The following is a 25,853-nucleotide window of genomic DNA, read 5'->3' on the forward strand; positions in this document are numbered from 1 at the left end:
CGCCGTTGTTTACGCCGTTATCTTGTTGCTCACCGTCACTTTTCTGCGGGAACCGTTATGCCTAAGCGTACCGACATCCAAAGTATCTTGATTATTGGCGCTGGCCCGATCGTCATCGGCCAGGCCTGCGAATTCGACTACTCCGGCGCCCAGGCGTGCAAGGCGCTGCGCGAAGAGGGCTATCGCGTCATTCTGGTCAACTCCAACCCGGCCACCATCATGACCGACCCGGTCATGGCCGACGCCACCTACATCGAGCCGATTACCTGGCAGGCGGTGGAGAAGATCATCGAGGCCGAGCGCCCGGATGCCATCCTGCCCACCATGGGTGGCCAGACCGCGCTCAACTGCGCGCTGGAGCTGGACAGGCAGGGCGTGCTGGGCAAGCACGGCGTAGAGATGATCGGCGCCAACGCCGAGGCCATCAACAAGGCCGAAGACCGGGATCTGTTCGACAAGGCGATGAAGAACATCGGTCTGGAGTGCCCCCGGGCCAAGGTGGCGCACACCATGGACGAGGCCTGGGAGATTCAGGCGGAGCTGGGCTTTCCGACGATTGTTCGCCCCTCCTACACCATGGGCGGCTCCGGCGGCGGCGTGGCCTACAACAAGGAAGAATTCAAGGAGATCTGCACCCGCGGGTTCGACCTCTCCACCAACCACGAGCTGTTGATCGACGAGTCGCTTTTGGGCTGGAAAGAGTACGAGATGGAAGTGGTGCGCGATCACCGCGACAACTGCATCATCGTCTGCTCTATCGAAAACTTCGATCCCATGGGCGTGCATACCGGCGACGCCATCACCGTGGCGCCGGCGCAGACCCTGACCGACAAGGAATACCAGGCCATGCGCAACGCCAGCCTTTCGGTGCTGCGCGAGATCGGCGTGGAAACCGGCGGCTCCAACGTGCAGTTCGGCGTGGACCCGGACACCGGCCGGGTGGTGGTCATCGAGATGAATCCGCGGGTGTCGCGCTCCTCGGCGCTGGCCTCCAAGGCGACGGGGTTTCCGATCGCCAAGATCGCCGCCAAGCTGGCCGTGGGCTACACCCTGGACGAGCTTTCAAACGACATTACCGGCGGGCGCACCCCGGCGTCGTTCGAGCCGTCCATCGACTACGTGGTCACCAAGATTCCGCGGTTCACCTTCGAAAAATTCCCCCAGGCCAACGATCGTCTGACCACCCAGATGAAGTCGGTGGGCGAGGTGATGGCCATCGGCCGCACCTTCCAGGAGTCGCTGCAGAAGGCGTTGCGGGGGCTCGAGACCGGCGTCGACGGCCTGGACCCTGTGATCACGAACTTCACCGACGAGGCCAGGGCCCGGATCAAGGGCGAGCTGCAGGCGCCCGGCGCCGACCGCATCTTCTACGTGGCCGACGCCCTGCGCGCCGGCATGAGCGTGGACAGGCTGTACGAGCTGACCAAAATCGATCCCTGGTACCTGGTGCAGCTGGAGGAGCTGATCGCTATCGAAACGGCGCTGGCCAGGCGTTCGCTATCCGAGCTCTCCGCCGATGAGCTTTTCCGTCTCAAGCGCAAGGGCTTTGCCGACGCCCGGCTGGCCAAGCTGCTGGGCGTGTCGGAAAAGGAGTTCCGCAAGACCCGGCAGAAGGCCGGGATTCGCCCGGTGTACAAGCGGGTGGATACCTGCGCGGCCGAGTTTGCCTCGGACACCGCCTACATGTACTCCACCTACGAGGAGGAGTGCGAGGCCGAGGTATCCGACAGGCCCAAGATCATGGTGCTGGGCGGCGGGCCCAACCGCATCGGCCAGGGCATCGAGTTCGACTACTGCTGCGTGCACGCGGCGTTCGCCATGCATGACGACGGCTATGAAACCGTCATGGTCAACTGCAACCCCGAGACTGTCTCCACCGACTACGACACCTCCGACCGGCTGTACTTCGAGCCGGTGACGCTGGAGGACGTGCTGGAAATCGCCGACAAGGAGCAGCCCGAGGGCGTGATCGTGCAGTTCGGCGGTCAGACGCCGCTCAAGCTGGCCCGCGAGCTGGAGGCCGCCGGGGTGCCCATCATCGGCACCACGCCGGACGCCATCGACCGCGCCGAGGACCGCGAGCGCTTCCAGCAGATGATCGACAAGCTGGGCCTCAAGCAGCCGCCCAACGCTACCGCGCGCACCTTCGAGGAGGCGTTTGCCAAGGCCGAGGCGATCGGCTACCCGCTGGTGGTGCGCCCCAGCTACGTGCTCGGCGGGCGCGCCATGGAAATCGTCTACGACGCCTCGGAGCTTGAGAGCTACATGACCCACGCGGTCAAGGTCTCCAACGACTCCCCGGTGCTGCTGGACCACTTCTTGAACGCTGCCATCGAAATCGACATCGACGCGGTGTCCGACGGCAGGCAGGTGGTGATCGGCGGCATCATGCAGCACATCGAGCAGGCCGGGGTGCACTCCGGCGACTCGGCGTGCTCGCTGCCGCCGTACTCGCTGCCCGCTGAGGTGCAAGACCGGATGCGCGATCAGATCAAGCGCATGGCCGTGGAGCTGGGCGTGAATGGCCTGATGAACGTGCAGCTGGCCTGGCAGGACGACGAGATCTACGTCATCGAGGTCAACCCCCGGGCCTCGCGCACGGTGCCCTTTGTCTCCAAGTGCATCGGCACCTCGCTTGCCCAGGTGGCCGCGCGCTGCATGGCGGGCACCTCGCTTGCCGAGCAGGGCCTGGAGCGTGAAATCGTGCCGCCTTTCTACAGCGTCAAGGAAGCGGTCTTCCCGTTCAACAAGTTCCCCGGGGTCGACCCGATCCTGACGCCGGAAATGAAGTCCACCGGCGAGGTGATGGGCTCGGGCGACACCTTCGCCGAGGCCTTCTACAAGGCCCAGCTGGGCGCCGGCGAGGCCATTCCCCCCGTTGATGGACCACGCAAGGCGTTTCTCTCCGTGCGCGACCCGGACAAGGAAGGGATTATCGAGGTGGGCCGTTCTCTGCTAACATTGGGCTTCACGCTATGCGCCACGCGAGGCACGGCGGCCGCACTGGAAGCCGCCGGGCTCGACGTCGAGCGCGTCAATAAAGTCTACGAAGGACGTCCGCATATCGTCGATCTGCTCAAGAACGACGACATTGCCTATATCGTGAATACCACCGAAGGTCGTCAGGCGATTCTCGACTCTTCGGTCATCCGCCGCACCGCTCTTGCCCGCAAGGTGGCCTATGCAACCACCTTGGCGGGCGCTAATGCTGTATGCATGGCGTTGGCGTATGGTCGGGAGATTACGGTACGGCGCCTTCAGGAATTGCACGCAGGAGCCAGTCAATGAACAAGGTCCCGATGACGGTTGCGGGAGAGAAACAGCTTCGCCAGGAGCTCGAAGAACTGAAGAGCGAAGCCCGCCCTCGGGTGATTGCGGCCATCGCCGATGCGCGCGAGCACGGCGATCTGAAGGAAAACGCCGAATACCACGCGGCGCGCGAAGAGCAGGGCTTTATCGAAGGTCGCGTCCAGGAGATCGAGGGCAAGCTATCCAGTGCCCAGGTGATCGACGTGACCCGCCTGCCGAAGACGGGCAAGGTGATTTTTGGCGTCACCGTTGAGCTCTTGCGCGTGGAAGACGACGAGACGTTTACCTACCGCATCGTCGGCGAGGACGAGGCGGACATCAAGGAAAGCCTGATTTCCGTGACCTCGCCCATTGCCCGGGCGCTGATCGGCAAGGAAGAGGGCGACGTGGTGGTCGTGAAAACCCCCGGCGGCGACGTCGAATACGAGATCGAAAGCGTCGAGCACCTGTAGGCTATGGCTGCGGCGTTGGCCGCAGTCGCCTTTCTATCTCTATGCGTCGTCGCGAACGAGGCGTGGCGATCTCCTTGCTGTGGGGGCAGCCCACTCCTGAGATTGTTTCACTGCGTTCGCAATGACGCGGGGTGGGGCGCAATGCCTCGGTCCGGCCCCGGCCTGGCCACAAAAAACGCCCCTTCAGGGGCGTTTTTGCGTTAACTGCATGGCACTCGGTCATCAGCGACGGCCGTGGTGCTGTTCGAAGCGCACGATATTCGACAGTTTGGGATTGGCCTGGGGATTGTGGCGGTAAAGTAGCGCCGTCTTGCCGATGCTCTGTACCAGCTCGGCGCGGCCGCCTGCAGTGAGCTCCTCAATCATCAGCGCGCGATCCTCGCGGTCGGGCAGAGCGAGCTTTACCTTGATCAGCTCGTGGTCGCGCAGGGCGCGGTCGAGCTCGGCGAGGAGGTTCTCCGAAATGCCGTTTTCCGACACGGTAACCACCGGGTTTAAATAATGACCGATGCTACGCAGTGCTTTCTTTTGTGCCTGTGACAAGCTCATGGTATCTTGCGGTATCCCAAGTTTGCGCTTAACGCTCCATCTTACGGCGAAACGCCGCCGGGTGAAAGCGTTCGCTTTTTCACGTTCTCTTTCAAGCGCCAGATTCCCTTCATGCAGTCAAAGCCCAAAGGCCGCAAGCGCCAGGCCAGCAAGTCCAGCGGCAGCTGGATGCAGGAACACTTCGACGATCCTTACGTCAAGCAGAGCTGGGCTGACGGCTATCGCAGCCGGGCCAGCTACAAGCTGCTGGCGCTGGACGAAAAGGACCGGCTTTTCCGTCCCGGCATGACGGTGGTGGACCTGGGGGCCGCCCCCGGCGGCTGGAGCCAGGTGGCCGCCGAGAAGGTCGGCCCGGAGGGCAAGGTCATCGCCTCGGACATTCTTCCCATGGATGCGCTGGCCGATGTGGACTTCGTCCAGGGTGACTTTACCGAGGATCAGGTGCTCGATGCGTTGCTGGAACGCCTTGGCGGCCAAACCGCAGACCTTGTGATGTCCGACATGGCCCCCAATATGAGTGGTATGGCGGGTATCGACCAGCCCCGGGCCATGTATCTGGTAGAGCTGGCGCTGGACCTTGCCCAGCAGACGCTGGCGCCCGGCGGTCGTTTTGTGGCCAAGGTGTTTCAGGGCGAAGGCTTTGATGACTATCTCAAGGCCCTGCGCGAGCACTTTACCCGGGTGGTGACGCGCAAGCCGGAGGCCTCGCGCGCGCGCTCTCGGGAAGTCTATCTGCTGGCCAGCGGTTTTCGCGGATAGGGCTTCATGGATAGGGCTTTGTTGATAAGGCTTTGCGGATAGAGCAAGCCAATGAGGACAGGCGTGAGGGTAAATAGTAAGGATTTATCAGGGTAATTGCCGGACACGCCGCGGCAAGGTATGTCACAGTAGGCAGCAGACCGCCTATGGAAAATGAATGAACGCATGCTGCACAGACGATGTCTCAACTAGCAGCGTTAACTGACGGATTCTTGTAATGAGGGTAGCCCCTTGAACGATATGGCAAAGAACCTGGTTCTGTGGTTGGTCATCGCGGCCGTTCTGCTGACCGTGTTCAATAATTTCAGTACGGAAAGCTCGCCTCAGTCCACGAACTATTCGCAGTTTGTGGAGCAGGTGCAAAATCAACAGATACGCAGCGTCACCATCGATGGCTATACCATCGAGGGGGAGCGCACGGACGGCACTCGGTTCCAGACCGTGCGCCCGGCGGCCGAAGATCCCAAGCTGATGGATGACTTGCTGGCCAACGACGTCACCGTGGTGGGCAAGGAGCCCGAGCAGCAGAGCATCTGGTCGCGGCTTTTGATCGCCAGCTTCCCGATTCTGCTGATACTGGCCATCTTCATGTTCTTCATGCGCCAGATGCAGGGCGGCGGTGGCGGCAGCAAAGGCGGTCCCATGAGCTTTGGCAAGTCCAAGGCCAAGCTTCTGTCCAACGACCAGATCAAGACCACCTTTGCCGACGTCGCCGGCTGCGACGAGGCCAAGGAAGAGGTCGAGGAGCTGGTGGACTTCCTGCGCGACCCGAGCAAGTTCGAGCGCCTGGGCGGCACCATCCCCCGTGGCGTGCTGATGGTGGGGCCGCCGGGTACGGGTAAAACCCTGCTGGCCAAGTCCATCGCCGGCGAGGCCAAGGTGCCGTTCTTCTCGATTTCCGGCTCCGACTTCGTCGAGATGTTTGTCGGCGTGGGCGCATCCCGCGTGCGCGACATGTTCGAGCAGGCCAAAAAGCAGGCGCCGTGCATTATCTTTATCGACGAGATCGACGCCGTGGGCCGTTCGCGCGGTGCCGGAATGGGCGGCGGCAACGACGAGCGCGAGCAGACGCTCAACCAGCTGCTGGTGGAAATGGACGGTTTCGAGGCCAACGAAGGCGTCATCGTCATTGCCGCTACCAACCGCCCCGACGTGCTCGACCCGGCGCTGCTGCGCCCGGGCCGCTTTGACCGTCAGGTCACCGTGCCGCTGCCCGATATCCGCGGCCGCGAACATATTCTCGGCGTCCATCTGCGCAAGGTGCCGCTGGCCGAGGACGTCAAGGCGTCGCTGATCGCTCGCGGTACGCCGGGCTTCTCCGGGGCCGATCTGGCCAACCTGGTCAACGAAGCCGCGCTCTTTGCCGCCCGCGGCGACAAGCGCCTGGTGAGCATGGACGAGCTCGAGGAGGCCAAGGACAAGATCATGATGGGCTCCGAGCGCAAGTCCATGGTCATGACCGACAAGGAAAAGCTCAATACGGCCTACCACGAGTCCGGCCACGCCATCATCGGCCTGGTCATGCCCGAGCACGATCCGGTGTACAAGGTCACCATCATTCCCCGCGGTCGGGCGCTGGGCGTGACCATGTTCCTGCCGGAGGAGGATCGCTACAGCTTCTCGCGCCAGCAGATCATCAGCCAGATCTGCTCGCTGTTCGGCGGCCGTATCGCCGAGGAAATGACCCTGGGGCCCAACGGCGTGACCACCGGCGCGTCCAACGACATCAAGCGCGCCACCGAGCTTGCCCACAACATGGTGGCCAAGTGGGGGCTGTCCGAGGAAATGGGTCCGATCATGTACGATGAGGACGAGTCCCATCAGTTCATGGGCGGCGGCCAAAGCAGCGGCATGCTCAAGTCCGGCGAAACCACCACGCGGCTGGACAAGGAAGTGCGCAAGATCATCGACGGCTGCTACCAGCAGGCCTACCAGATACTGGAAGACAACCGCGACAAGCTGGATGCCATGGCCGAGGCGCTGATGAAGTACGAGACCATCGACTCCCATCAGCTCAAGGACATCATGGACGGCCGCGACCCGCGCCCGCCCGAGGGCTGGCACGACGACGATGCGTCCGGCGGCGGCTCCCCGGTGGATAACCGCACGCCCGCGGCGGGAGCGGCCGGGGAAGCGCCCGAGGGCACCGACGATAACGGCGACGGGGATGACGACAGCCGCCGGCGCCGCCCGTCCGATCCCCTGGGAGGCCCGGCAGGTTCGTAATCCTGATCGACATCGGATTTCGCGACAGAGGCGCCTCACTGTGAGGCGCCTTTTTTGCTATTCTGCCGCGCATCATTTCGTTTCAACCACTATCTCTGCTAGCTGAGTCTTTCCATGCAACCACCCTTTGCCGTGCCGCCCGGCGATGCTGCTCCGATTGTTTGCGGACCCCACCGGCTCGACCTTTCCATCCCCCGCGTGATGGGCGTGCTCAACGTCACGCCGGATTCCTTCTCCGACGGCGGCCGCTACACCGCACGGGACGCAGCGCTGCGCCAGGGCGAGCGCATGCTGGCCGAGGGTGCCACGATCATCGACGTGGGCGGCGAATCTACTCGCCCCGGGGCAAGGCCGGTAACGGCCCAGCAGGAGCTGGATCGGGTGGCGCCGGTGATCGAGGCGCTGGCGCGTGAACTGGGGGCGCTGGTCTCGGTGGATACCAGCAGTGCCGCGGTGATGCGCGAGGCGAGCGCGCTGGGTGCCGGCATGCTCAACGACGTGCGCTCCCTCGAGCGCGAAGGAGCGCTCGAGGCCGCCGCCCGGAGTCGCCTGGCGGTCTGCTTGATGCACCGCCAGGGCGAGCCGCAGACCATGCAGGACGCGCCGCATTACGATCAGCCCATCGAGCAGGCCGTCGGCGATTTCTTGCTCGATCGTATCGCCGCCTGCGAAGGCGCGGGGATGGAGCGCGAGCGGCTGCTGCTGGATCCCGGCTTCGGCTTCGGCAAGACGGTCGAGCATAACCTGCGCCTGCTCAACCGCCTGCAGGCGCTTGACGACCTGGAGCTGCCGCTGCTGGTGGGAATGTCGCGCAAGAGCATGATCGGCAAGGTGCTCGATCGCCCGGTCGATGGGCGGCTGGCCGGCGGGCTGGCGCTGGCGGCGCTTGCCGTTGAGCGCGGGGCGAGGATTTTGCGGGTGCACGACGTGGCCGAAGCGGTGGATGCGGTCAGCATGGCCTGGGCCGTGATCAATGAAAGCAGCGGCGATAACATTCGGGAGACAAGCTCATGACACGGCGCTATTTTGGCACCGACGGTATCCGCGGCACGGTGGGGCGCGCCCCCATTACCGCCGATTTCATGCTCAAGCTGGGCTGGGCTGCGGGGCAGGTGCTGCACCGTGACGATGGCCGCACCCGCGTGCTGATCGGCAAGGACACGCGGATTTCCGGCTATATGTTCGAATCGGCGCTGGAGGCAGGGTTTTCCGCTGCCGGCGTCGATGTCGCGCTGTTGGGTCCCATGCCGACGCCGGGCATTGCCTATCTGACGCGCACCTTTCGCGCCGACGCGGGCGTGGTGATTTCCGCCTCGCACAATCCCTTCGACGACAACGGCATCAAGTTTTTTGACGCCGACGGCACCAAGCTGCCCGACGCCGTCGAGACGCGCATCGAAAACATGCTGGAGCAGCCGCTGACCACCGCCGACGCTGCCGAGCTTGGCAAGGCCATGCGCGTTCACGACGCGCCGGGGCGCTACATCGAGTTTTGCAAGTCGACGCTGCCCGAGCGGCTCAGCCTGCACGGGCTGCGCATCGTGCTCGACTGCGCCCACGGCGCCACCTACCATATCGCGCCCAACGTGTTTCGCGAGCTGGGGGCCGAGGTCAGCGTGATCGGCGCCGATCCCGACGGCATGAACATCAATCGCGACGTTGGCTCGACGCATCCGGCCTCGCTGCGCGCGGCGGTGATTCACCGCGGGGCGGACATGGGTATCGCCTTTGACGGCGACGGCGACCGTCTGCTGCTGGTAGATCACGACGGCCACGAGGTTGACGGCGACGATATCCTTTATCTCATCGCCCGGGATCGCCAGCAGCGCGGTCTGCTCAACGGCGGTGTGGTCGGCACGCTGATGAGCAACTTCGGCCTGGCCATGGGACTGGAAAAGCTCGGTATTCCCTTCGAGCGGGCCAAGGTTGGCGACCGCTTTGTCATGGAGCGCATGGCGGCCAACGGCTGGACGCTGGGCGGCGAGCCCTCCGGCCATGTGGTGTGCGCTCACACCCAGACCACGGGCGACGGCATTGTGTCGGCGCTGCAGGTGGTCGCCATCATGATTCGCGACAGGGCAACGCTGCCCGAGCTCTTGAGCACGCTGGAGAAGGTGCCCCAGGCGCTGGTCAACGTGCGCCTGCCGGCCGGCACCGATGCCCGGGCAGTGCTGGAAAAGCCCGAGCTGGCCCAGGCAGTGGTCGATACGGAAAGCCGGCTGGGGGAAGAAGGGCGGGTGCTGCTGCGCCCGTCGGGTACCGAGCCGCTGATCCGGGTCATGGTAGAAGGCCGCGCCTATCTCGACGTGGACAGCCTGGCTGGCGAGCTTGCCGAGAAAGTGCAGGCGCTTCTGGCCTGATGCCCCGGCGGCCGGCGGTTGTCTTGCCCCGGCCGCTCCTATACCATTTTGCGCAATCTTGAAAAGGAGCTTGGATGCGTACGCCCCTCATCGCCGGTAACTGGAAGATGAACGGCTCCGTCGAGCGGATCCGTGCGTTTGGCGACGCCTTTGCCGGTGACTGCCTGCCCGCAGCGCTGGACGTCGCGGTGATCCCCCCCTTCCCCTATCTGCAGGCCGCGCAGCAGTCTTTCGACGGCACGCCGCTTAAGCTGGGCGCCCAGACGCTGAATCCCGAACCTGCCGGCGCCCATACCGGCGAGGTCAACGCTGCCATGCTGGCGGAATTCGGCGTTACCTGCGTGCTGGTGGGGCACTCCGAGCGCCGTCAGCACTACGGCGAAACCGATGCCGACGTCAGCCGCCGGGCAGAGGCAGCGCTGGCTGGCGGGCTGACGCCGGTGCTGTGCGTCGGGGAAACCCTGGCGCAGCGCGAGGCCGGGGCAACCCGAGACGTGGTGCTGGGGCAGGTGGCCGCCGTGATGGAGCCGTTGGGAGCGTCGCTTGCCCGGCACCTGGTGATTGCCTACGAGCCGGTGTGGGCGATCGGGACCGGGCTTACCGCTACGCCGGAAGAGGCTCAGGCCACCATGGGCGACATACGCGCCTGGCTTGCCGGGCGGGATGCCGAGCTCGCGCAGTCGCTGCGGCTGCTTTACGGCGGCAGCATGAAGGCGGACAACGCGGCGGCGCTTTTGGCCCAGCCGGATATCGATGGCGGTCTGGTGGGCGGTGCCTCGCTCCAGATCGATGAATTTTACGCTATATGCCAATCAGCAGGATAATTCCATGCAAGCTGCAATACTCATGATTCACGTAGTGGTGGCGATCGCTCTGGTCGTTCTGATCCTGATTCAGCAGGGCAAGGGCGCCGAGGCCGGCGCTTCCTTCGGCGGCGGCGCCTCGCAAACGGTATTCGGCGCCCAGGGCAGCGGCAACTTTTTGGCGCGCTTCACCGGCGTGCTGGCGGCCTGTTTCTTTGTCACCTCGCTGACGCTTGCCTACTTTGCCAGCCAGGCGGGGGATGCCCCGGAGTCGGGCATTCCCGATGCCAAGCTCGTCGAGCAGCAAAACGCGGCAAGCGACGACTCGACAAAATCCCTTGACGGGGCTGAAGAAGACGTGGATAATGCTGCGCCAGTGCTAGAGGAGAGCGGCGAGTAGCCCTTGCGGCCAGCTCGTTAGCGGCTCTTTTCGGCCTGCCCCGTTGCCGAAGTGGTGGAATTGGTAGACACGCTATCTTGAGGGGGTAGTGACCTAACGGTCGTGCGGGTTCAAGTCCCGCCTTCGGCACCATTGACGAGCCAGAAAGGCCTTGGCCTTCAGCCGGCATCAATGGCAAACAGCAAGGCAGCACTCGAGGTAGGGCACGTACGCGTGCGGGACAAGGAAAGCCGCTTGACGCAGCATAGGCAAGCACTTAACATTGTCTCGATCAGATTGATGCGGGGTGGAGCAGCCTGGTAGCTCGTCGGGCTCATAACCCGAAGGTCATCGGTTCAAATCCGATCCCCGCTACCATTTTCAAGCGTGACGCGTTTCAAAATGGTACGACAGGTTTTCTTGCAAAAAGCCCCTTCCTGTGAAGGGGCTTTTTGTTAGTCGCTCTTTTATTGGGCGCCGGTCGTTGCAGCAGCGGTGGTAGCTGCCAAGCCGGCGCGCTGATGAAGGGATGTCTCACTAGCGGATGCCTGCCGGATATCGGAGGCATGTTGCCGGTCAACGCCCATCAGCCACCTCGCTTTTTCCGTGACTCCTGGCCAGGTGCCTGATGCAACGGCTATAGGAGCTTTGTCTGTGGCTACAAAACACGCCGCGCTTCACGCGCTGATTGAACCGGTGGTTGCCGCCATGGGCTTTGAGCTATGGGGCATCGACTATCTTTCCCAGGGTAAGCACTCGCGTCTGCTCATCTATATCGACAGCGAAGACGGCGTCAGCGTCGATGACTGCGCCGATATCAGCCGTCAGGTCAGCGCCGTGCTGGACGTGGAAGATCCCATCGCCGAGGCGTATCGCCTGGAGGTTTCCTCGCCGGGCATGGACCGTCCGCTCTATACCCTTGATCATTTTCGCCGTTTTCAGGGTCACCAGGCAGCGCTCAAGCTGCGCTCGGCGTTTGACGGCCGACGCAAGTTCCGCGGCCTGCTCGCCGGTATCGAGGGCGATGAAGTGCTCTTGCAGATGGACGGTGAGGAGTACTGTTTTCCCATCGACAGCATTGATAAGGCGAACATCGTACCCCAGTTCGACAAGTAACCGGGCAACGCAACCGGCGCTGGGCCGGCTCGAGCATATAAGGACAGGTTTTGGCGAGGCAAACGCATGAGTAAAGAAATCTTGATGGTCGTTGACGCGATCTCGAACGAAAAGGGCGTCCCCCGGGACGTGATTTTCGAGGCGGTCGAGGCGGCGTTGGCCAGCGCCTCGCGCAAGCGCTTTGAGCGCGAAGAAGCCAGCGTGCGGGTGCGTATCGACCGTCGTACCGGCGAGTACGAGACGTTCCGCATCTGGAAGGTGGTCGAGGACGACGAGTTCGAGACCCCCGACTACGAAATCAAGCAGAGCGTGGCCGAGCAGCGCACGCCGCCGCTGGCGCTGGGCGACGAGATCGAGCAGCCGATCGAAAACGCCGAATTCGGCCGCATTGCCGCCCAGACCGCCAAGCAGGTGATCGTGCAAAAGGTGCGCGAAGCCGAGCGAGCCGAGGTGGTACGCCAGTATACCGATCGCGAAGGCGAGCTGGTGGCGGGCATCGTCAAACGCACCACCCGGGACGGGCTGGTGATTGATCTTGGCGACAACGCCGAGGCCTTTCTGCCGCGCAGCGAGATGATCCACGGCGAGCGCTACCGCATGAACGAACGGGTGCGGGCGCTGCTGGTCAGGGTGGATCCGGAAGCCAAGGGGGCCCAGCTCCAGCTGTCGCGCACCTGCCCGGAGCTGATCATCGAGCTTTTCAAGATCGAGGTGCCGGAAATCGCCGAGCAGCTGATCGATATCAAGGGCGCGGCGCGGGACCCCGGCTCCCGGGCCAAGATTGCGGTGAAGAGCAACGACCGTCGCATCGACCCGGTGGGCGCCTGCGTGGGCATGCGCGGCTCGCGCGTCCAGGCGGTGTCCAGCGAGCTTGAGAACGAGCGCGTGGATATCGTGCTGTGGGACGACAACCCTGCCCAGCTGGTGATCAACGCCATGGCGCCGGCCGATGTCGCCTCCATTCTGGTTGACGAGGATGCCGTGTCCATGGACGTTGCCGTTGCCGAGGACAACCTCGCCCAGGCCATCGGGCGCAGCGGTCAGAACGTGCGGCTGGCGTCCGAGCTGACCGGCTGGCACATCAACGTCATGACTGAGGAAGAAGCCGACTCCAAGCACGAGCAGGAAATCGACACCCTGATCGATTCGTTCATCCAGCATCTGGACGTGGACGACGACGTGGCGCGCCTGCTGGTAGACGAGGGATTTACCACGCTCGAAGAGGTTGCCTACGTGCCCCTTGAGGAAATGCTGGAAATCGAGGAATTCGACGAAGAGCTCGTCAACGCGCTACGCGCGCGAGCAAAGGACGAACTGCTGACGCTGGCGATTGCCTCGGAAGAGGCGCTGGACGGCGCCCAGCCGGCCGACGACCTGCTCGGCATGGAAGGAATGGAGCGGCATCTGGCCTTTACTCTGGCCAGCCGCGGTATTGTCAGCATGGAAGACCTTGCCGAGCAGTCTGTCGACGATCTGGTCGATATCGAAGAGTTGGATGAAGCGCGCGCAGCGGCATTGATCATGACTGCCCGTGCGCCCTGGTTCGAAGACGGCGACAGCGAAGCGGATTCGAACACACAGTAAACAGGTCACGGGCTGAGGAGGGTCATTATGTCAGACATGACAGTAAAAGATTTTGCAGCAAAGGTGGGCCGCGATACGTCCCGCCTGCTCGAACAGATGAAAAACGCCGGGCTTTCGCACACCTCGGAAAACGACGTGGTGTCTGAAGCGGACAAGCAGACGCTGCTCAATTCGCTGAAAAAGAACCACGGCGGCAGCGGCGATGCCAACAAGAATCGCATCACCCTGACGCGCAAGACCCGCAGTCGTATCAAGACCGGCGAGCGCGGCAAGACCATCGATGTCCAGGTGCGCAAGAAGCGGACCTACGTCAAGCGCGCCGAGGCCGAAAAGCCCAAGGCACCGGAGCCCGAGCATACCGGTCCGCGCCAGCTGGTGGGCGACATGGCCGAAGCCGAGGCGGAGCGCAAGGCGCGCGAAGCCGAAGAGCAGAAGGCGGCTGACGCCCAGCGCGCCGCCGATGAGGCCGAGCGCAAGCTTGCCGAAGAAAAGGCCAAGAGCGCTGAAACACCCACCGAGCTCGAGATTCCGGTACCCGACTTCGACGGCGGCAGCGCTTCGGGCGAGGACGGCCCCCCGGCGCCGCCCAAGGAAGGCCGCAGCGATCGTCGCTCGGCACCGGCAAAAAAGGCGGCCAAGAAAAAGGGTCGTCGCGACGCGCAGGACTCCCGCAGCGATCGCGAAGAGCGGCGCCGCGGCGGCAAGAAGGCCAAGCGCGCCGAGCGCCGTGGCGGCAGCCGGCGCGGCGGCGGTCAGAGCGGCGGCAAACACGGTTTCCAGAAGCCGACCCAGCCGATCGTGCGCGAAGTGTCCATTCCCGAGTCGATCAGCGTGGCCGAGCTTGCCGACAAGATGTCGATCAAGGCCAACGAAGTCATCAAGGCCATGTTCACCATGGGTGCGGCGGTCACCATCAACCAGACCATCGACCAGGACACGGCGGTGATCGTGGTCGAGGAAATGGGCCACAAGCCCAAGCTGGTGAAGGACGATGCCCTGGAAGAAGAAGTGCTGGAGAGTATTTCCTACGAGGGCGAAGAAATTATCCGGGCGCCGGTGGTGACCGTGATGGGCCACGTCGACCACGGCAAGACCTCGCTTTTGGACTATATCCGCAAGGCCAAGGTGGCCACCGGCGAAGCCGGCGGGATTACCCAGCACATCGGCGCCTATCACGTGGAAGGCAACCACGGCGGCGCGACCTTCCTGGATACGCCCGGCCACGCGGCGTTTACCGCCATGCGGGCCCGCGGCGCCAAGGCCACCGACGTGGTGATTCTGGTGGTGGCCGCCGACGACGGCGTGATGCCCCAGACCATCGAGGCCATCGAGCACTCCAAGGCGGCCGAAGTTCCCATGGTCGTCGCGGTCAACAAGATCGACAAGCCGGCGGCCGACCCGGACCGGGTGAAAAACGAGCTGTCCCAGCACGGCGTTATCTCCGAAGCGTGGGGCGGCGATACCCAGTTTGTCCACGTGTCGGCGAAAAGCGGGGAAGGCATCGACGAGCTGATCGAAGCCGTACAGCTGGTCTCCGAGGTGCTCGAGCTCAAGGCCGTTCCCGAAGCACCCGGCAAGGGCGTGGTGGTCGAGTCGCGCCTGGACAAGGGCCGCGGACCGGTGGCCACGGTGCTGGTACAGAACGGGACGCTGAAAAAGGGCGACATCGTGCTTGCCGGCCTGCACTACGGCCGCGTGCGCGCGCTGACCAACGAGCTTGCCAGGCAGGTCGACGAGGTTGGCCCGGCCATGCCCGTGGAAATCCAGGGGCTTGACGGCACACCCGAAGCCGGCGACGACTTCATGGTGGTGGACGACGACAAGAAGGCCCGCGAAGTGGCCAACTTCCGTCAGGGCAAGTACCGCGAAGTACGCCTGGCGCGCCAGCAGAAAGCCAAGCTGGAAAACATGTTCAGCCAGATGGAGAAAGACGAGGCGGCCAAGGTCAACGTGGTGCTCAAGGCCGACGTCCAGGGGTCGCTGGAAGCGATCAGGAGCGCGCTGGAAGAGCTCTCCACCGACGAGGTCGAGGTGGCCGTGGTGTCCTCCGGGGTAGGCGGCATCACCGGTACCGACGCCAACCTGGCGCTGGCCAGTGAGGCGCTGGTGATCGGCTTTAACGTCCGTGCCGACGTCGCCGCTCGTGAGATCATCGAGCGCGAAGGGCTGGAGCTGCGCTACTACAGCGTCATCTATAACCTGATCGACGAGGTCAAGCAGGCCATGAGCGGCAAGCTCGCGCCGGACTGGAAGGAAGAAATCGTCGGCGTGGCCGAGGTTCGCGACGTCTTCCGCGCCCCCAAGATCGGCGCCGTTGCCGGCTGCATGGTGGTGGAAGGCAGCGTCCATCGGCACAAGAAGATCCGCGTGCTGCGCGACAACGTGGTCATCTTCGAGGGCGAGCTCGAGTCGCTGCGCCGCTTCAAGGATGACGTCAACGAGGTTCGCAACGGCATGGAGTGCGGTATCGGCGTGAAGAACTACAACGACGTCCAGGTCGGCGACAAGATCGAGGTCTTCGACCAGGTCAAGGTCGAACGCACGCTCTAGAGCGCCTCAGGAGGCAGCATGCAGGAATTCAAGCGCACCGACCGGGTCGCCGACCAGCTGCAGAAGGAGCTGGCAGTGCTCATCCAGCGCGAGGTCAAAGATCCTCGCCTGGGCATGGTCACGCTGAGCAGTGTCAGCGTCAGCCGAGATCTGGGCTACGCCGACGTCTATTTCACCCTGCTTGGCGAGCAGGACCCGGCACGGGTGAAGGAAAACCTGCAGGCGCTCAGGCGTGCGGGCGGCTTTTTGCGCAGCCAGGTGGCCCGTCGGGTCAAGCTGCGCCACGTGCCCGAGCTGCGTTTTCACTACGATGAAAGCGTGGTCCGCGGCCAGCAGCTGTCGTCGCTGATTGACGAGGCGGTACAAACCGACCGCGAGCGCCACGCCGGTCAGGAGAGCGATGACGGCGACGAAAGCGGCGGCGGAGAACGCCGCTGATGGCGCGCCGTCGTCGCGGACTGCCGGTCAACGGCGTGCTGCTGCTGGACAAGCCCGCGGGCCTGTCCAGCAACCATGCCCTGCAGCGCGTGCGCCGGCTTTACCAGGCGCAAAAGGCCGGCCATACCGGTACCCTGGATCCCATGGCGACCGGCCTGCTGCCAATCTGCCTGGGAGAGGCAACCAAGTTCTCCTCTTGGCTGCTGGATGCCGACAAGGCCTACCGCACTCGGGTGGAGCTTGGCGTCATCACCGACACCGGCGACGCCGAAGGCAACGTCGTGGAGCGCCGCGAGGTGCCCGCGCTCGACGAAGCCTCGATCGAGGCGGTGCTCGAGCGTTTTCGCGGCGAGATCGACCAGGTGCCGCCGATGTACTCGGCGCTCAAGCACCAGGGGCGCAAGCTTTACGAGCTGGCCCGGGAAGGCAAGCACGTGGAGCGTGCAGCCCGGCGCATAAGCGTGTATGATGCCCGCCTCACGGCGTTGGATACCGCTTCGGACAATGATACCGTTTCGGGCAACGACGCCTTTGAACTGGAAATCCGCTGCAGCAAGGGCACCTATATACGTACCCTGGCAGAGGATATCGGCCTCGCACTCGGCTGCGGCGCCCACATCAGCGCGCTCAGGCGCCTTGCCACCGGCGCTTTCGACGCCGGCGGCATGTGGACGCTCGAGGCGCTTGAGCAGCTGGCGGACCAGCCCGCGCGGGAAGCCGTGCTGATGGCGCCGGACGTGCTCGTAACACACCTGCCGGCGCTTGCGCTGGATGACGCCGCCCACGGGCGGCTGATTCACGGCCAGCAGGCCTCGTTGGAAAGCGATCTGACCGAGGCGGCCACGGCAAGGCTTTACCACCAGCAGGCCTTTGTCGGCCTGGGGCGCGTGGTCCGGCAGGCAGACGGCGTTGCCACGGTGGCGCCAAAACGGCTGACAAGCCACCCCGCTGCAGTGCCGGGTAGCTGAACCGAGACTGCAAATATGCGTGGTCTCATCCCTTACATTTTCAGGCATATTGCTTACTGGAGAGACAGATGGCATTAACCGCTGAACAGAAAGCCGAAATCGTCAACGAATACGGCCGCGGCGAAAACGACACCGGATCCCCCGAGGTTCAGGTGGCCCTGCTGAGCGCCAACATCAACGGCCTGCAGGATCATTTCAAGAGCCACAGCCAGGATCACCACTCTCGTCGTGGCCTGATCCGCATGGTCAACCAGCGTCGCAAGCTGCTGGACTACCTGCACCGCAAGGACTACGAGCGCTATCGCTCCATCATCCAGCGTCTGGGCCTGCGCCGCTAAACAGAGCATCGCCGTGGAAAGAGAAACGCTGCGTCGTTTGCTGGCGCAGATATCTCTTTTCCCGGGCCGTCTCCAAACGGGTAGCCCCTGGCGGGGCTGCCCGTTTTGTTTTTCTGCTTTTAAAGAGCGCCTCTGGTGGCCGCTGTGCAGCCCAGCGCCTAGAATGGCCGGGAGACTGAAAAGATGCCACGTATCGACAAGTAGATTTCAATGCGAAAGGAAGAAGCTGCCGTGAATCCGGTTACAAAGACGTTCCAGTACGGTGATAGCACCGTTACGCTCGAAACCGGGCGTATTGCCCGCCAGGCGTCCGGCGCCGTCATGGTGACCATGGACAACACCGTGGTGCTTTGCACCGTGGTGGCCAAGAAAGAGGCCAATCCCGCCCAGCCGTTTTTTCCGCTGTCGGTGCACTACCAGGAAAAAACCTACGCGGTGGGCAAGATCCCCGGCGGCTTCTTCAAGCGCGAAGGGCGTCCCACCGAGAAGGAAACCCTGACCTCGCGGCTGATCGATCGGCCCATCCGCCCGCTGTTTCCCAAGAGCTTCATGAACGAGGTTCAGGTGGTGTGCACGGTGCTCTCCGCCGACCGCAATCAGGATCCGGATATCGCCGCCATGCTGGGGACTTCGGCAGCGCTGGGGATTTCCGGGGTGCCGTTCAACGGGCCCATCGGCGCGGCGCGGGTGGCCTTTAACGAAGAGCAGGGCTATTTCCTCAACCCCAGCGTCGAGGCGCTCGCCACCTCCGAGCTGAACATGGTGGTCGCGGGCACGCAAAACGCCGTGCTGATGGTCGAGTCAGAGGCCCAGGAGCTGCTCGAGGACGAAATGCTCGGGGCGGTGCTCTACGGCCACCAGGAAATGCAAACCGCCATCAGCGCGATTGACGCGCTGGTGGCCGAGGCCGGCAAGCCGCGCTGGGACTGGCAGCCGGTGCCGGGTAACCGCACCCTGGCCGCCAAGCTTGCCGAAGACTTCCGGGACAAGATCGGCGATGCCTATCGCATTACCGACAAGATGGCGCGCCAGGACGCGCTTTCTGCGCTGAAGGACGAGGCTCTCGAGGCGCTGGGCGAGGGCGACGCCGGGCCGGGAGACGGCCGCTTCCCCGAAGGCGAGGTCAAGGGCGCCTTTGCCGCGCTGGAAAAGCGCGTGGTGCGCGCCCGGATAGTGGGCGGTGAGCCGCGCATCGACGGGCGCGACAACCAGACGGTGCGCCCCATCGCCATTGACGTTGGCGCGCTGCCCAAGACCCACGGCTCGGCGATCTTCACTCGGGGAGAAACCCAGGCCATCGCCGTGGCGACGCTGGGTACCCTGCGCGACTCCCAGCTGGTGGAGTCGCTGGAGGGCGAGCGCAAGGATCGTTTTCTGCTGCACTACAACTTCCCGCCGTACTGCGTGGGCGAAGCCGGCTTCATCGGCGGGCCCAAGCGCCGCGAGATCGGGCACGGGCGTTTGGCACGGCGTGGCGTGCAGGCGATGCTGCCGGACGAAGATGCCTTTCCTTACACTATCCGCGTGGTGTCGGAAATCACCGAGTCCAACGGATCGAGCTCCATGGCTTCGGTGTGCGGCACCTCGCTTGCGCTGATGGATGCCGGCGTGCCGCTCAAGGCACCGGTCGCGGGCATTGCCATGGGGCTGGTCAAGGACGGCGACAGCTACGCCGTGCTCACCGACATCCTCGGTGACGAAGATCACCTGGGCGATATGGACTTCAAGGTCGCCGGTTCCGAAGAAGGCGTGACGGCCCTGCAGATGGACATCAAGATCGAGGGCATCAACGAGGAGATCATGGAGACTGCGCTGCAGCAGGCGCACCGGGCGCGCCTGGACATTCTCGGGCAGATGAACGCCGTGATAAACGCCAGCCGCGAGGAGGTCTCCGACAACGCGCCGTCCATGCTGACGCTGCAGATCGACGCCAAAAAGATCCGCGACGTGATCGGCAAGGGCGGGGCGACGATCCGCAAGATCACGGAAGACACCGGCGCCTCGGTCGATCTCGACGACGACGGCACCGTACGCATCTACGCCGAGGACAAGAAGGCCGCCAGGGCCGCTGCGGATACCGTGCTTGAAATTACCGCCGTGCCGGAGATCGGCAAGCTGTACCGCGGCAAGGTAGTGCGCATTGCCGACTTTGGCGCCTTCGTCAACATCATGCCGGGGACCGACGGCCTGGTGCATATCTCCCAGATCGTGCCCGAGCGGGTGGAAAACGTCCGCGACTACCTCAATGAAAACGACGAAGCCGTGGTCAAGGTGCTGGACGTGGACAACCGCAACCGGGTGAAGCTCTCGATCAAGGAAATCACCGAGGAAGACAAGGCGGCGTTTGCCGCCGCTGAGGCCGAGGCCAGCACCGACGGCTAAGGATCGCCGGCGCTTCGCTTGCCGCCCCTGTAGCGCCGCGCTGCAGGGGCGGCGGTGTTTCGGGCGGGGCAAAAGGGCCAACGCCGCGTAGCGCAAAAGCCATGCGACAGGGAAACAGACGGGAAAAGACGCGCCATGACAGAGTCCTCCGCCGACATGAACACAGCAGTCAGCCCCTGGTGGGGCGTGGCAGCCGTGATGGTCGGAATCTTCTTGCTGGTCACCGCCGAGCAGCTGCCCATCGGGCTTTTGTCCCAGGTGGCCGAGGCCCTGGACGTCACCCCGGGGACGGCGGGGCTGATGGTCACCGTGCCCGGGGTGATTGCGGCATTTTCCGCGCCGCTATTGCCGGTGGCCGTGGGCGAGCTGGACCGTCGCGTCATGCTCACCCTGATGATGCTGCTGATGGTGGCGGCAAGCGTGCTGTCGGCGCTCGCCGGCAGCTTCTGGCTGCTGCTCGGGGCGCGTGCGCTGGTCGGCATGAGTATCGGCGGCTTCTGGGCCATTGCCGGCGGCCTGGCGCCCAGGCTGGTGGCGGCCGACAAGGTACCCCGGGCGATGACGGTCATCTTTGGCGGCATTGCCGCCGCTTCGGTGCTGGGCGTGCCGCTGGGCACGCTGCTGGGCGAGTGGACCCATTGGCGGGTCGCGTTTGCGGCGCTGGGCGGACTCAGCCTGGCAACCGCCGCCGCGCTTTGGCGCTGGCTGCCCGATCTGCCGCCCCGGGAGCCGGTACGCCTGGCGACCCTGGGCGAGCAGCTGGCCACCCGGGGCGTGCGGGTGGCGGTGATGACCACGGGGCTGTTGGTGATCGGCCAGTTTGCCGCCTATACCTTTATCAGTCCGGTGCTGCAGCAGATCAGCGGCGTCGAGCGCGCCCACGTGGGCAGTCTGCTGCTTTTGTACGGTACCGCGGGGATTCTGGGCAACGTGGCGGCGGGGCTGTTTGCCGGGCGCCATCCCTACACCGCGGTATTGCTGATCCCGTGCGTGCTGGTGGCGGTGGTGGGCGGTTTCCCCTTGGTCGGCACGATGCCGGCCACGGGCATCGCCCTGCTGTTGGTATGGGGCGCGGTGTTTGGCAGCGTGGCGGTCAGCCTGCAGACCTGGCTCTTGCGCACCGCCCCCAACACCGAGGCGGCCAACGCCCTGATGGCCTTCGTGTTCAACTTTTCCATCGGCACCGGGGCGCTGTTCGGCGGTCGGCTGGTGGACGGCGTGGGGCTTGCCGGCACCCTTTGGGCGGCCACGGCGCTGTTCGTGGCCAGCGCCTTACTGGTGATTTCGACGCCTTCCAGACTGCTGGACAAGGCGCCTTCGGCGGCCGGCTAGCGCGGCTCAGTCGCGCTCCACGGCAAGCGCCACGCCCTGGCCGCCGCCGATGCACAGAGTAGCAAGACCCTTATGCGCGTCCCGGGCAATCATTTCGTGGATCAGGGTGACCAGTATCCGGCAGCCCGAAGCGCCGATGGGGTGGCCCAGAGCAATGGCGCCGCCGTTGACGTTGATGCGGTCGGTATCCCAGCCGAGCTCCTGGTTGACCGCCAGCGCCTGGGCGGCAAAGGCCTCGTTGGCTTCGATCAGATCGAGCTCGTTGATTTGCCAGCCGGCTTTGTCCAGGCAGCGCCGGGTAGCCGGCGCCGGGCCGATGCCCATGATTGCCGGATCTACCGCGGCGTTGGCGTAGCCGGCGATGCGGGCCAGCGGTGTCAAGCCCAGCGCCTCGGCCTTGGCGGCCGAACACAGCATGACCACGGCCGCGCCGTCGTTGATGCCCGAGGCGTTACCCGCGGTCACCCGGCCATCGGGCTTGAACGCCGGGCGCAGGCCGGCCAGTTTCTCGGTGGTCAGCGTGCGGGGGCCTTCGTCGGTGTCAAAATGGGTGACGTGGCCCTTGCGGCCGGGCACGGAAATGGGCGTGATCTGGCCGGCAAAGCGGCCGTTTTCGATGGCTTCGATAGCTTTCTGCTGGGAGGCGGCGGCAAAGGCGTCCATGGCCTCGCGGCTGATGCCGTACTGTTCGGCCAGGTTCTCGGCGGTGATGCCCATGTGGTAGTCGTTGAACGCGTCCCACAGACCGTCGTGGATCATCGAATCCACCGCGGTCCAGCTGCCCATGCGCTGGCCGTGGCGCGAGTGGGGCAGCAGGTGCGGCGCGGCGGACATGGTTTCCTGGCCGCCGGCAAGCACCACCTCGGCGTCGCCGCAGCGAATGGCCTGGGTGGCCAGATGCAGCGCCTTGAGGCCCGAGCCGCAGACCTTGTTGATGGTCATCGCCGGCACGCCCTCGGGCAGACCGCCGCCGATGGCTGCCTGGCGCGCCGGGTTCTGCCCGCTGCCGGCGGTGAGGACCTGGCCGAGGAGCACTTCGTCGACTTCCGCCGGGGTCACGCCGGTGGTGTGCATCACGTCCTTTATGACCTGAGCGCCCAGCTCGCTGGCGGGCATATCCGCCAGCGAACCGCCGAACGTGCCGATGGCACTGCGCTTGGCGGCGACTATCACTACGTCTTGCATGCAAACCTCCAGAATGTGAATTCGGCATGGTGGGCCACCTGGTTCTTCCGGCCAATCAGGTGGCGTTTATGTCTCGTTTGCCCGTCGCCTGCGGCAGGCTAATTGGCCTGTCTCAGGGGGTAGCGCTTCCAGCGAGACCAATTATCCGGCGTTTCATGGTGAGAAGAAAGTCAAGACTAAAAGAACGTCAGACCCAGGCTGATAATGCCTCCCGTAATGAATAACAGCACCAGACAATACCCCATAATGTCCTTGGCCTTCAGTCCGGCAATGGCCAGCACTGGCAGTGCCCAGAATGGCTGTAACAGGTTGGTCCAGGCATCGCCCCATGCCACGGCCATAGCCACGCGAGGGATGTCAGCGCCCAGTTCCTGAGCGGCTGGAATCATCACAGAGGCCTGCACGGCCCACTGACCGCCGCCAGAGGGCACGAAAAGGTTGACCAAGCCTGCGCTGATGAAGCTCCAGAACGGCAGCGAGGAGCCGCTGGCGATGGAGGCAAAGCCACTGGAGATGGTGGCTGCCAAGCCTGATTGGACCATAACCGCCATAATGCCGGCGTAAAACGGAAACTGAATGGCAATCCCGGCACCGCCTTTTATGGCCTCATTAAGACTATCCAGCAGCCGATGCGGCGTTTGGTGCAATACAATAGCCAGAAATAGAAACATGAAGTTGACGATATTCAGATTCAGCCCGCCGCCCTTGACAAAATATTGAAAAAGAAAGGCAAGCCCTGAAAAGCCCACGAGCCAGGCGAGAGTACGGCTGTTTTCAAGACGTTCGGCCGGCCGTGTGATGACGGGATCAGCTTCCTGTTTTTCCTCAATTAATTGAGGATCAACAAAGATGCTTTCTGCTTTCGGCGGTAACATCAGACGGTTGATCAGCGGAACCATGAGGAAGAGGAGAGCCACAATTGCCAGATTGAAGAAGGCAAATATGGTTTGTTCGGTGCCGATAACTCCGATCATCTCCTGGGTAAAGTGCCCTTCAGTGGCAATCGTCAGAGGAATTGAGCCTGCCAGGCCGGCGTGCCAGACAACAAAACCTGAGTAGGCGCTGGCAACTAGAAGCGGGTAGTGCACCTGGATACGACGTGCCAGTGCCTTTGCAAAAAGAGCGCCAACGACCAGCCCGAACCCCCAGTTGATCCAGCTTGCCGTTAGCGCCACGAAGGTGACCAGGATAATGGCTTGGCCGGAAGAGTGGGCAAGCGAGGCGAGCCTGTCCAGAATGCCCTTGACCAGCGGCGTGTTGGCAAGCATGAATCCGGTGACCAGCACCAGCAGCATCTGCATGGAAAAAGTGAGCAGATCCCAAAACCCTTCGCCCCACATAGCGACCACAGAAGCTGGCGATTGCCCTTCGACCACCATTGCCGCGATAAAGGCCACCAGGGTGAGTAGCAATACAAAAATGTAAGGGTCCGGCAGGTAACGCTCGACAAGCCGAACAAAGGGCTTGGAGACATGATTCAGCATGAGTCACTCCAGGTTGTTATGGTTGTGGAGCAAGGGGGTATCAAGGCCAGGGCCGAGTCCAGCCACGGCTCTCCTTAGAGAGGCTTATATTTTATTCATCCATGCCCTGGATGGCGGCTGGCTGGGCAGGCCTTGATTCGGCAATTGTCAGGCGGAAATAGCCATTTCCGGCACGCTGTCGGGAATCAGGAGCTTGCCTTCTGTTTTTTCGATAATCTCTTCAACGCTGACGCCCGGTGCGCGCTCTTTGAGAACAAAAGCCCCGTTCTCGATTTCCAGATACGCAAGGTCCGTCAACACTCGCTTGATGCAGCCGGCGCCGGTGAGGGGCAGGGTGCATTTCGAGAGCAGTTTCGAGTCCCCCTTTTTGGACGCATGCGTCATGGTGACGATGATGTTTTCGGCGCCGGCCACCAGGTCCATGGCACCGCCCATGCCCTTGACCAGCTTCCCCGGTATCATCCAGGAGGCAATATTGCCGTTAATATCGACTTCAAACGCGCCAAGGACGGTAAGGTCGACATGCCCACCCCGGATCATGGCGAATGAGTCAGCCGAATCGATAATCGACCCGCCCGTACGCACCGTGACCGTTTCCTTGCCGGCGTTGATCATGTCAGGGTCGAGCTCGTCCTCGGTGGGGTAGCGCCCCATACCCAGAACGCCGTTTTCCGACTGGAGCATGACTTCGACGTCGTCGGGGACGTGGTTGGCAACCAGGGTGGGGATGCCGATCCCCAGGTTGACGTAGAAACCGTCTTCCAGTTCGTGGGCGACGCGCTGTGCCATTTGTTCGCGAGTAAGCGCCATTTTATCCAATCCTCTTTTTATACGTAGGGGGCGTTAACAATTAGGCCAGCCATATGGCGGCTGACACGAGGCAGAGGAGTGACTGGTAGTTTCTTGCCAGTCGCTCATAGCGTGTAGATAACCGCCGGAACTTCTTGATTTTCTGAAAGAACCTCTCCACCAGATTGCGATCTTGGTAACAGTGCCAGTCTACTTCAATGCGCGCCAAACGATTCTTTTTCGGAGGAATCACCGGCTCGGCACCTGCGGCCTGAATCATGTCCCGCAGAGCAGTGGAGTCATACCCCTTGTCGCCCAGCACCGCTTGCGGGGAAAAACCTTCCAGTAGAGCGGGAGCAGCACCATACTCCGACGCCTGGCCCGGTGTGAGAACCAATCGTACTGGGTTACCTAACGCATCGACTGCGGCATGAATTTTGGTGCTCAATCCGCCTCGAGATTTGCCCATGGCTTCGACGTCTTGCGTGTTTTTTTTGACGCTCCATGCTGGTGCACCCTGACGATGCTACCGTCGATCATCAGCTGCTCTAGATCGGGATCGTCGGCTACTGTGTCAAAAATACGCTGCCAAACGCCCTTTCGTGACCAACGGTTATACCGCATGTAGACGGTGTGCCAGCGCCCAAAAGATTCGGGAAGATCACGCCACGGGGCGCCGGTCCGAGCGATCCAGAGCACGGCTTCCACGAACAGGCGATTGTCCTTGGCAGTTACCCCACAGTCTGAGGCTTTGCCGGGGAGCAGGTGCTCGATTCGCTCCCACTGATCATCGCGTAACTTCAACCGACTCATGGCCCACCAAAATCTATGAATACTAAATCAGTTTAAA

The 25,853-nt window shown here is 63.3% G+C and carries 21 protein-coding genes and 2 tRNA genes; 18 read left to right on the forward strand and 5 right to left on the reverse strand.

Translation table 11 applies throughout. From position 1 onward, the window contains the following. Positions 1-57: 57 nt before the first annotated feature. Both carB and greA read left to right on the forward strand, forming a co-directional pair. The gene (carB, locus tag P1P91_RS02800; RefSeq protein WP_311884373.1) at positions 58-3,288 is read left to right on the forward strand and encodes a carbamoyl-phosphate synthase large subunit; all 3,231 of its coding nucleotides are present in this window, start codon (positions 58-60) and stop codon (positions 3,286-3,288) included. Further along, positions 3,285-3,761 carry a transcription elongation factor GreA gene (gene greA, locus P1P91_RS02805; RefSeq protein ID WP_311884375.1) on the forward strand — a complete coding sequence of 159 codons (477 nt, stop codon included), beginning with the start codon at positions 3,285-3,287 and terminating at the stop codon, positions 3,759-3,761. Before carB ends, greA begins: the two co-directional genes overlap by 4 nt. Positions 3,762-3,983: 222 nt before the next feature. Here greA and yhbY read toward each other — a convergent pair whose 3' ends face one another. After that, positions 3,984-4,310: a ribosome assembly RNA-binding protein YhbY gene (gene yhbY, locus P1P91_RS02810; protein ID WP_311884377.1), complete on the reverse strand. Its 327-nt coding sequence runs from the start codon at positions 4,308-4,310 to the stop codon at positions 3,984-3,986. Positions 4,311-4,421: 111 nt separating this feature from the next. Here yhbY and rlmE point away from each other — a divergent pair, with 111 nt between their 5' ends. The 16 genes from rlmE to P1P91_RS02890 all read left to right on the forward strand — a co-directional run bounded on the left by rlmE (position 4,422) and on the right by P1P91_RS02890 (position 21,545). Further along, complete coding sequence (gene rlmE, locus P1P91_RS02815) at positions 4,422-5,069, forward strand: 23S rRNA (uridine(2552)-2'-O)-methyltransferase RlmE (protein WP_311884379.1); 648 nt, start codon at positions 4,422-4,424, stop codon at positions 5,067-5,069. 231 nt (positions 5,070-5,300) lie between these two features. After that, positions 5,301-7,295 (forward strand): ATP-dependent zinc metalloprotease FtsH, encoded by a 1,995-nt coding sequence (gene ftsH, locus P1P91_RS02820; protein WP_311884381.1) that lies wholly within the window; start codon positions 5,301-5,303, stop codon positions 7,293-7,295. 114 nt (positions 7,296-7,409) lie between these two features. Then, positions 7,410-8,309 (forward strand): dihydropteroate synthase, encoded by a 900-nt coding sequence (folP, locus tag P1P91_RS02825; RefSeq protein WP_311884383.1) that lies wholly within the window; start codon positions 7,410-7,412, stop codon positions 8,307-8,309. Beyond that, positions 8,306-9,655 carry a phosphoglucosamine mutase gene (gene glmM, locus P1P91_RS02830; RefSeq protein ID WP_311884386.1) on the forward strand — a complete coding sequence of 450 codons (1,350 nt, stop codon included), beginning with the start codon at positions 8,306-8,308 and terminating at the stop codon, positions 9,653-9,655. Before folP ends, glmM begins: the two co-directional genes overlap by 4 nt. Before the next feature lie 74 nt (positions 9,656-9,729). Next, the gene (tpiA, locus tag P1P91_RS02835; RefSeq protein ID WP_311884388.1) at positions 9,730-10,479 is read left to right on the forward strand and encodes a triose-phosphate isomerase; all 750 of its coding nucleotides are present in this window, start codon (positions 9,730-9,732) and stop codon (positions 10,477-10,479) included. A 4-nt stretch (positions 10,480-10,483) separates the two neighbouring features. Beyond that, positions 10,484-10,858, forward strand: a complete 375-nt coding sequence (secG, locus tag P1P91_RS02840) for a preprotein translocase subunit SecG (RefSeq protein ID WP_311884390.1) — start codon at positions 10,484-10,486, stop codon at positions 10,856-10,858. Between the two features lie 45 nt (positions 10,859-10,903). Continuing rightward, positions 10,904-10,990: transfer RNA gene (locus P1P91_RS02845), tRNA-Leu, on the forward strand. Positions 10,991-11,138: 148 nt separating this feature from the next. Next, a tRNA-Met gene (locus P1P91_RS02850) sits at positions 11,139-11,215 on the forward strand. A 276-nt stretch (positions 11,216-11,491) separates the two neighbouring features. Beyond that, positions 11,492-11,953 carry a ribosome maturation factor RimP gene (gene rimP / locus P1P91_RS02855; RefSeq protein ID WP_311884392.1) on the forward strand — a complete coding sequence of 154 codons (462 nt, stop codon included), beginning with the start codon at positions 11,492-11,494 and terminating at the stop codon, positions 11,951-11,953. 66 nt (positions 11,954-12,019) lie between these two features. Continuing rightward, positions 12,020-13,537 carry a transcription termination factor NusA gene (gene nusA, locus P1P91_RS02860; RefSeq protein WP_311884393.1) on the forward strand — a complete coding sequence of 506 codons (1,518 nt, stop codon included), beginning with the start codon at positions 12,020-12,022 and terminating at the stop codon, positions 13,535-13,537. A 27-nt stretch (positions 13,538-13,564) separates the two neighbouring features. Then, positions 13,565-16,087, forward strand: coding sequence for a translation initiation factor IF-2 (gene infB / locus P1P91_RS02865; protein ID WP_311884394.1), 2,523 nt, complete (start codon positions 13,565-13,567; stop codon positions 16,085-16,087). Between the two features lie 18 nt (positions 16,088-16,105). Further along, positions 16,106-16,525, forward strand: a complete 420-nt coding sequence (rbfA, locus tag P1P91_RS02870; protein ID WP_311884396.1) for a 30S ribosome-binding factor RbfA — start codon at positions 16,106-16,108, stop codon at positions 16,523-16,525. Beyond that, positions 16,525-17,493 carry a tRNA pseudouridine(55) synthase TruB gene (gene truB / locus P1P91_RS02875; protein WP_311884397.1) on the forward strand — a complete coding sequence of 323 codons (969 nt, stop codon included), beginning with the start codon at positions 16,525-16,527 and terminating at the stop codon, positions 17,491-17,493. The genes rbfA and truB overlap by 1 nt, the downstream gene beginning before the upstream one ends. Positions 17,494-17,561: 68 nt before the next feature. Beyond that, positions 17,562-17,831: a 30S ribosomal protein S15 gene (rpsO, locus tag P1P91_RS02880; protein ID WP_311884398.1), complete on the forward strand. Its 270-nt coding sequence runs from the start codon at positions 17,562-17,564 to the stop codon at positions 17,829-17,831. Positions 17,832-18,062: 231 nt separating this feature from the next. Next, on the forward strand, positions 18,063-20,213 hold the full coding sequence (pnp, locus tag P1P91_RS02885) for a polyribonucleotide nucleotidyltransferase (protein WP_311884399.1): 2,151 nt from the start codon (positions 18,063-18,065) through the stop codon (positions 20,211-20,213). 135 nt (positions 20,214-20,348) lie between these two features. Further along, positions 20,349-21,545, forward strand: coding sequence for an MFS transporter (locus P1P91_RS02890; RefSeq protein ID WP_311884401.1), 1,197 nt, complete (start codon positions 20,349-20,351; stop codon positions 21,543-21,545). Positions 21,546-21,551: 6 nt separating this feature from the next. Here the strand turns inward: P1P91_RS02890 and P1P91_RS02895 are convergent, their stop codons facing one another. The 4 genes from P1P91_RS02895 to P1P91_RS02910 all read right to left on the reverse strand — a co-directional run bounded on the left by P1P91_RS02895 (position 21,552) and on the right by P1P91_RS02910 (position 25,816). After that, complete coding sequence (locus P1P91_RS02895) at positions 21,552-22,730, reverse strand: acetyl-CoA C-acetyltransferase (RefSeq protein WP_311884402.1); 1,179 nt, start codon at positions 22,728-22,730, stop codon at positions 21,552-21,554. A gap of 176 nt (positions 22,731-22,906) precedes the next feature. Then, positions 22,907-24,214 carry a short-chain fatty acid transporter gene (locus tag P1P91_RS02900; protein WP_311884403.1) on the reverse strand — a complete coding sequence of 436 codons (1,308 nt, stop codon included), beginning with the start codon at positions 24,212-24,214 and terminating at the stop codon, positions 22,907-22,909. A gap of 147 nt (positions 24,215-24,361) precedes the next feature. Further along, positions 24,362-25,024, reverse strand: coding sequence for a CoA transferase subunit B (locus tag P1P91_RS02905; protein ID WP_311884404.1), 663 nt, complete (start codon positions 25,022-25,024; stop codon positions 24,362-24,364). Between the two features lie 40 nt (positions 25,025-25,064). Next, positions 25,065-25,816, reverse strand: a protein-coding gene (locus tag P1P91_RS02910; RefSeq protein WP_407650535.1) for an IS5 family transposase whose coding sequence is annotated in 2 segments (ribosomal slippage) — positions 25,065-25,481 and positions 25,484-25,816 — 750 coding nt in all. Because the reading frame shifts where the segments join, the coding sequence is not laid out codon by codon here. Between the last annotated feature and the right edge of the window lie 37 nt (positions 25,817-25,853).

The organism is Halomonas piscis (assembly GCF_031886125.1).
GTDB classification, from domain to species: domain Bacteria; phylum Pseudomonadota; class Gammaproteobacteria; order Pseudomonadales; family Halomonadaceae; genus Vreelandella; species Vreelandella piscis.

What these genes read in the sequence shown, in the direction of transcription:
- truB (WP_311884397.1), top strand. Translation starts at nt 16,525, where the DNA reads ATGGCGCGCCGTCGTCGCGGACTGCCGGTCAACGGCGTGCTGCTGCTG.
- folP (WP_311884383.1), top strand. Translation starts at nt 7,410, where the DNA reads ATGCAACCACCCTTTGCCGTGCCGCCCGGCGATGCTGCTCCGATTGTT.
- secG (WP_311884390.1), top strand. Translation starts at nt 10,484, where the DNA reads ATGCAAGCTGCAATACTCATGATTCACGTAGTGGTGGCGATCGCTCTG.
- carB (WP_311884373.1), top strand. Translation starts at nt 58, where the DNA reads ATGCCTAAGCGTACCGACATCCAAAGTATCTTGATTATTGGCGCTGGC.
- rpsO (WP_311884398.1), top strand. Translation starts at nt 17,562, where the DNA reads ATGGCATTAACCGCTGAACAGAAAGCCGAAATCGTCAACGAATACGGC.
- P1P91_RS02905 (WP_311884404.1), bottom strand. Translation starts at nt 25,024, where the DNA reads ATGGCGCTTACTCGCGAACAAATGGCACAGCGCGTCGCCCACGAACTG.
- P1P91_RS02895 (WP_311884402.1), bottom strand. Translation starts at nt 22,730, where the DNA reads ATGCAAGACGTAGTGATAGTCGCCGCCAAGCGCAGTGCCATCGGCACG.
- rbfA (WP_311884396.1), top strand. Translation starts at nt 16,106, where the DNA reads ATGCAGGAATTCAAGCGCACCGACCGGGTCGCCGACCAGCTGCAGAAG.
- nusA (WP_311884393.1), top strand. Translation starts at nt 12,020, where the DNA reads ATGAGTAAAGAAATCTTGATGGTCGTTGACGCGATCTCGAACGAAAAG.
- greA (WP_311884375.1), top strand. Translation starts at nt 3,285, where the DNA reads ATGAACAAGGTCCCGATGACGGTTGCGGGAGAGAAACAGCTTCGCCAG.
- P1P91_RS02890 (WP_311884401.1), top strand. Translation starts at nt 20,349, where the DNA reads ATGACAGAGTCCTCCGCCGACATGAACACAGCAGTCAGCCCCTGGTGG.
- tpiA (WP_311884388.1), top strand. Translation starts at nt 9,730, where the DNA reads ATGCGTACGCCCCTCATCGCCGGTAACTGGAAGATGAACGGCTCCGTC.
- glmM (WP_311884386.1), top strand. Translation starts at nt 8,306, where the DNA reads ATGACACGGCGCTATTTTGGCACCGACGGTATCCGCGGCACGGTGGGG.
- rlmE (WP_311884379.1), top strand. Translation starts at nt 4,422, where the DNA reads ATGCAGTCAAAGCCCAAAGGCCGCAAGCGCCAGGCCAGCAAGTCCAGC.
- P1P91_RS02900 (WP_311884403.1), bottom strand. Translation starts at nt 24,214, where the DNA reads ATGCTGAATCATGTCTCCAAGCCCTTTGTTCGGCTTGTCGAGCGTTAC.
- infB (WP_311884394.1), top strand. Translation starts at nt 13,565, where the DNA reads ATGTCAGACATGACAGTAAAAGATTTTGCAGCAAAGGTGGGCCGCGAT.
- yhbY (WP_311884377.1), bottom strand. Translation starts at nt 4,310, where the DNA reads ATGAGCTTGTCACAGGCACAAAAGAAAGCACTGCGTAGCATCGGTCAT.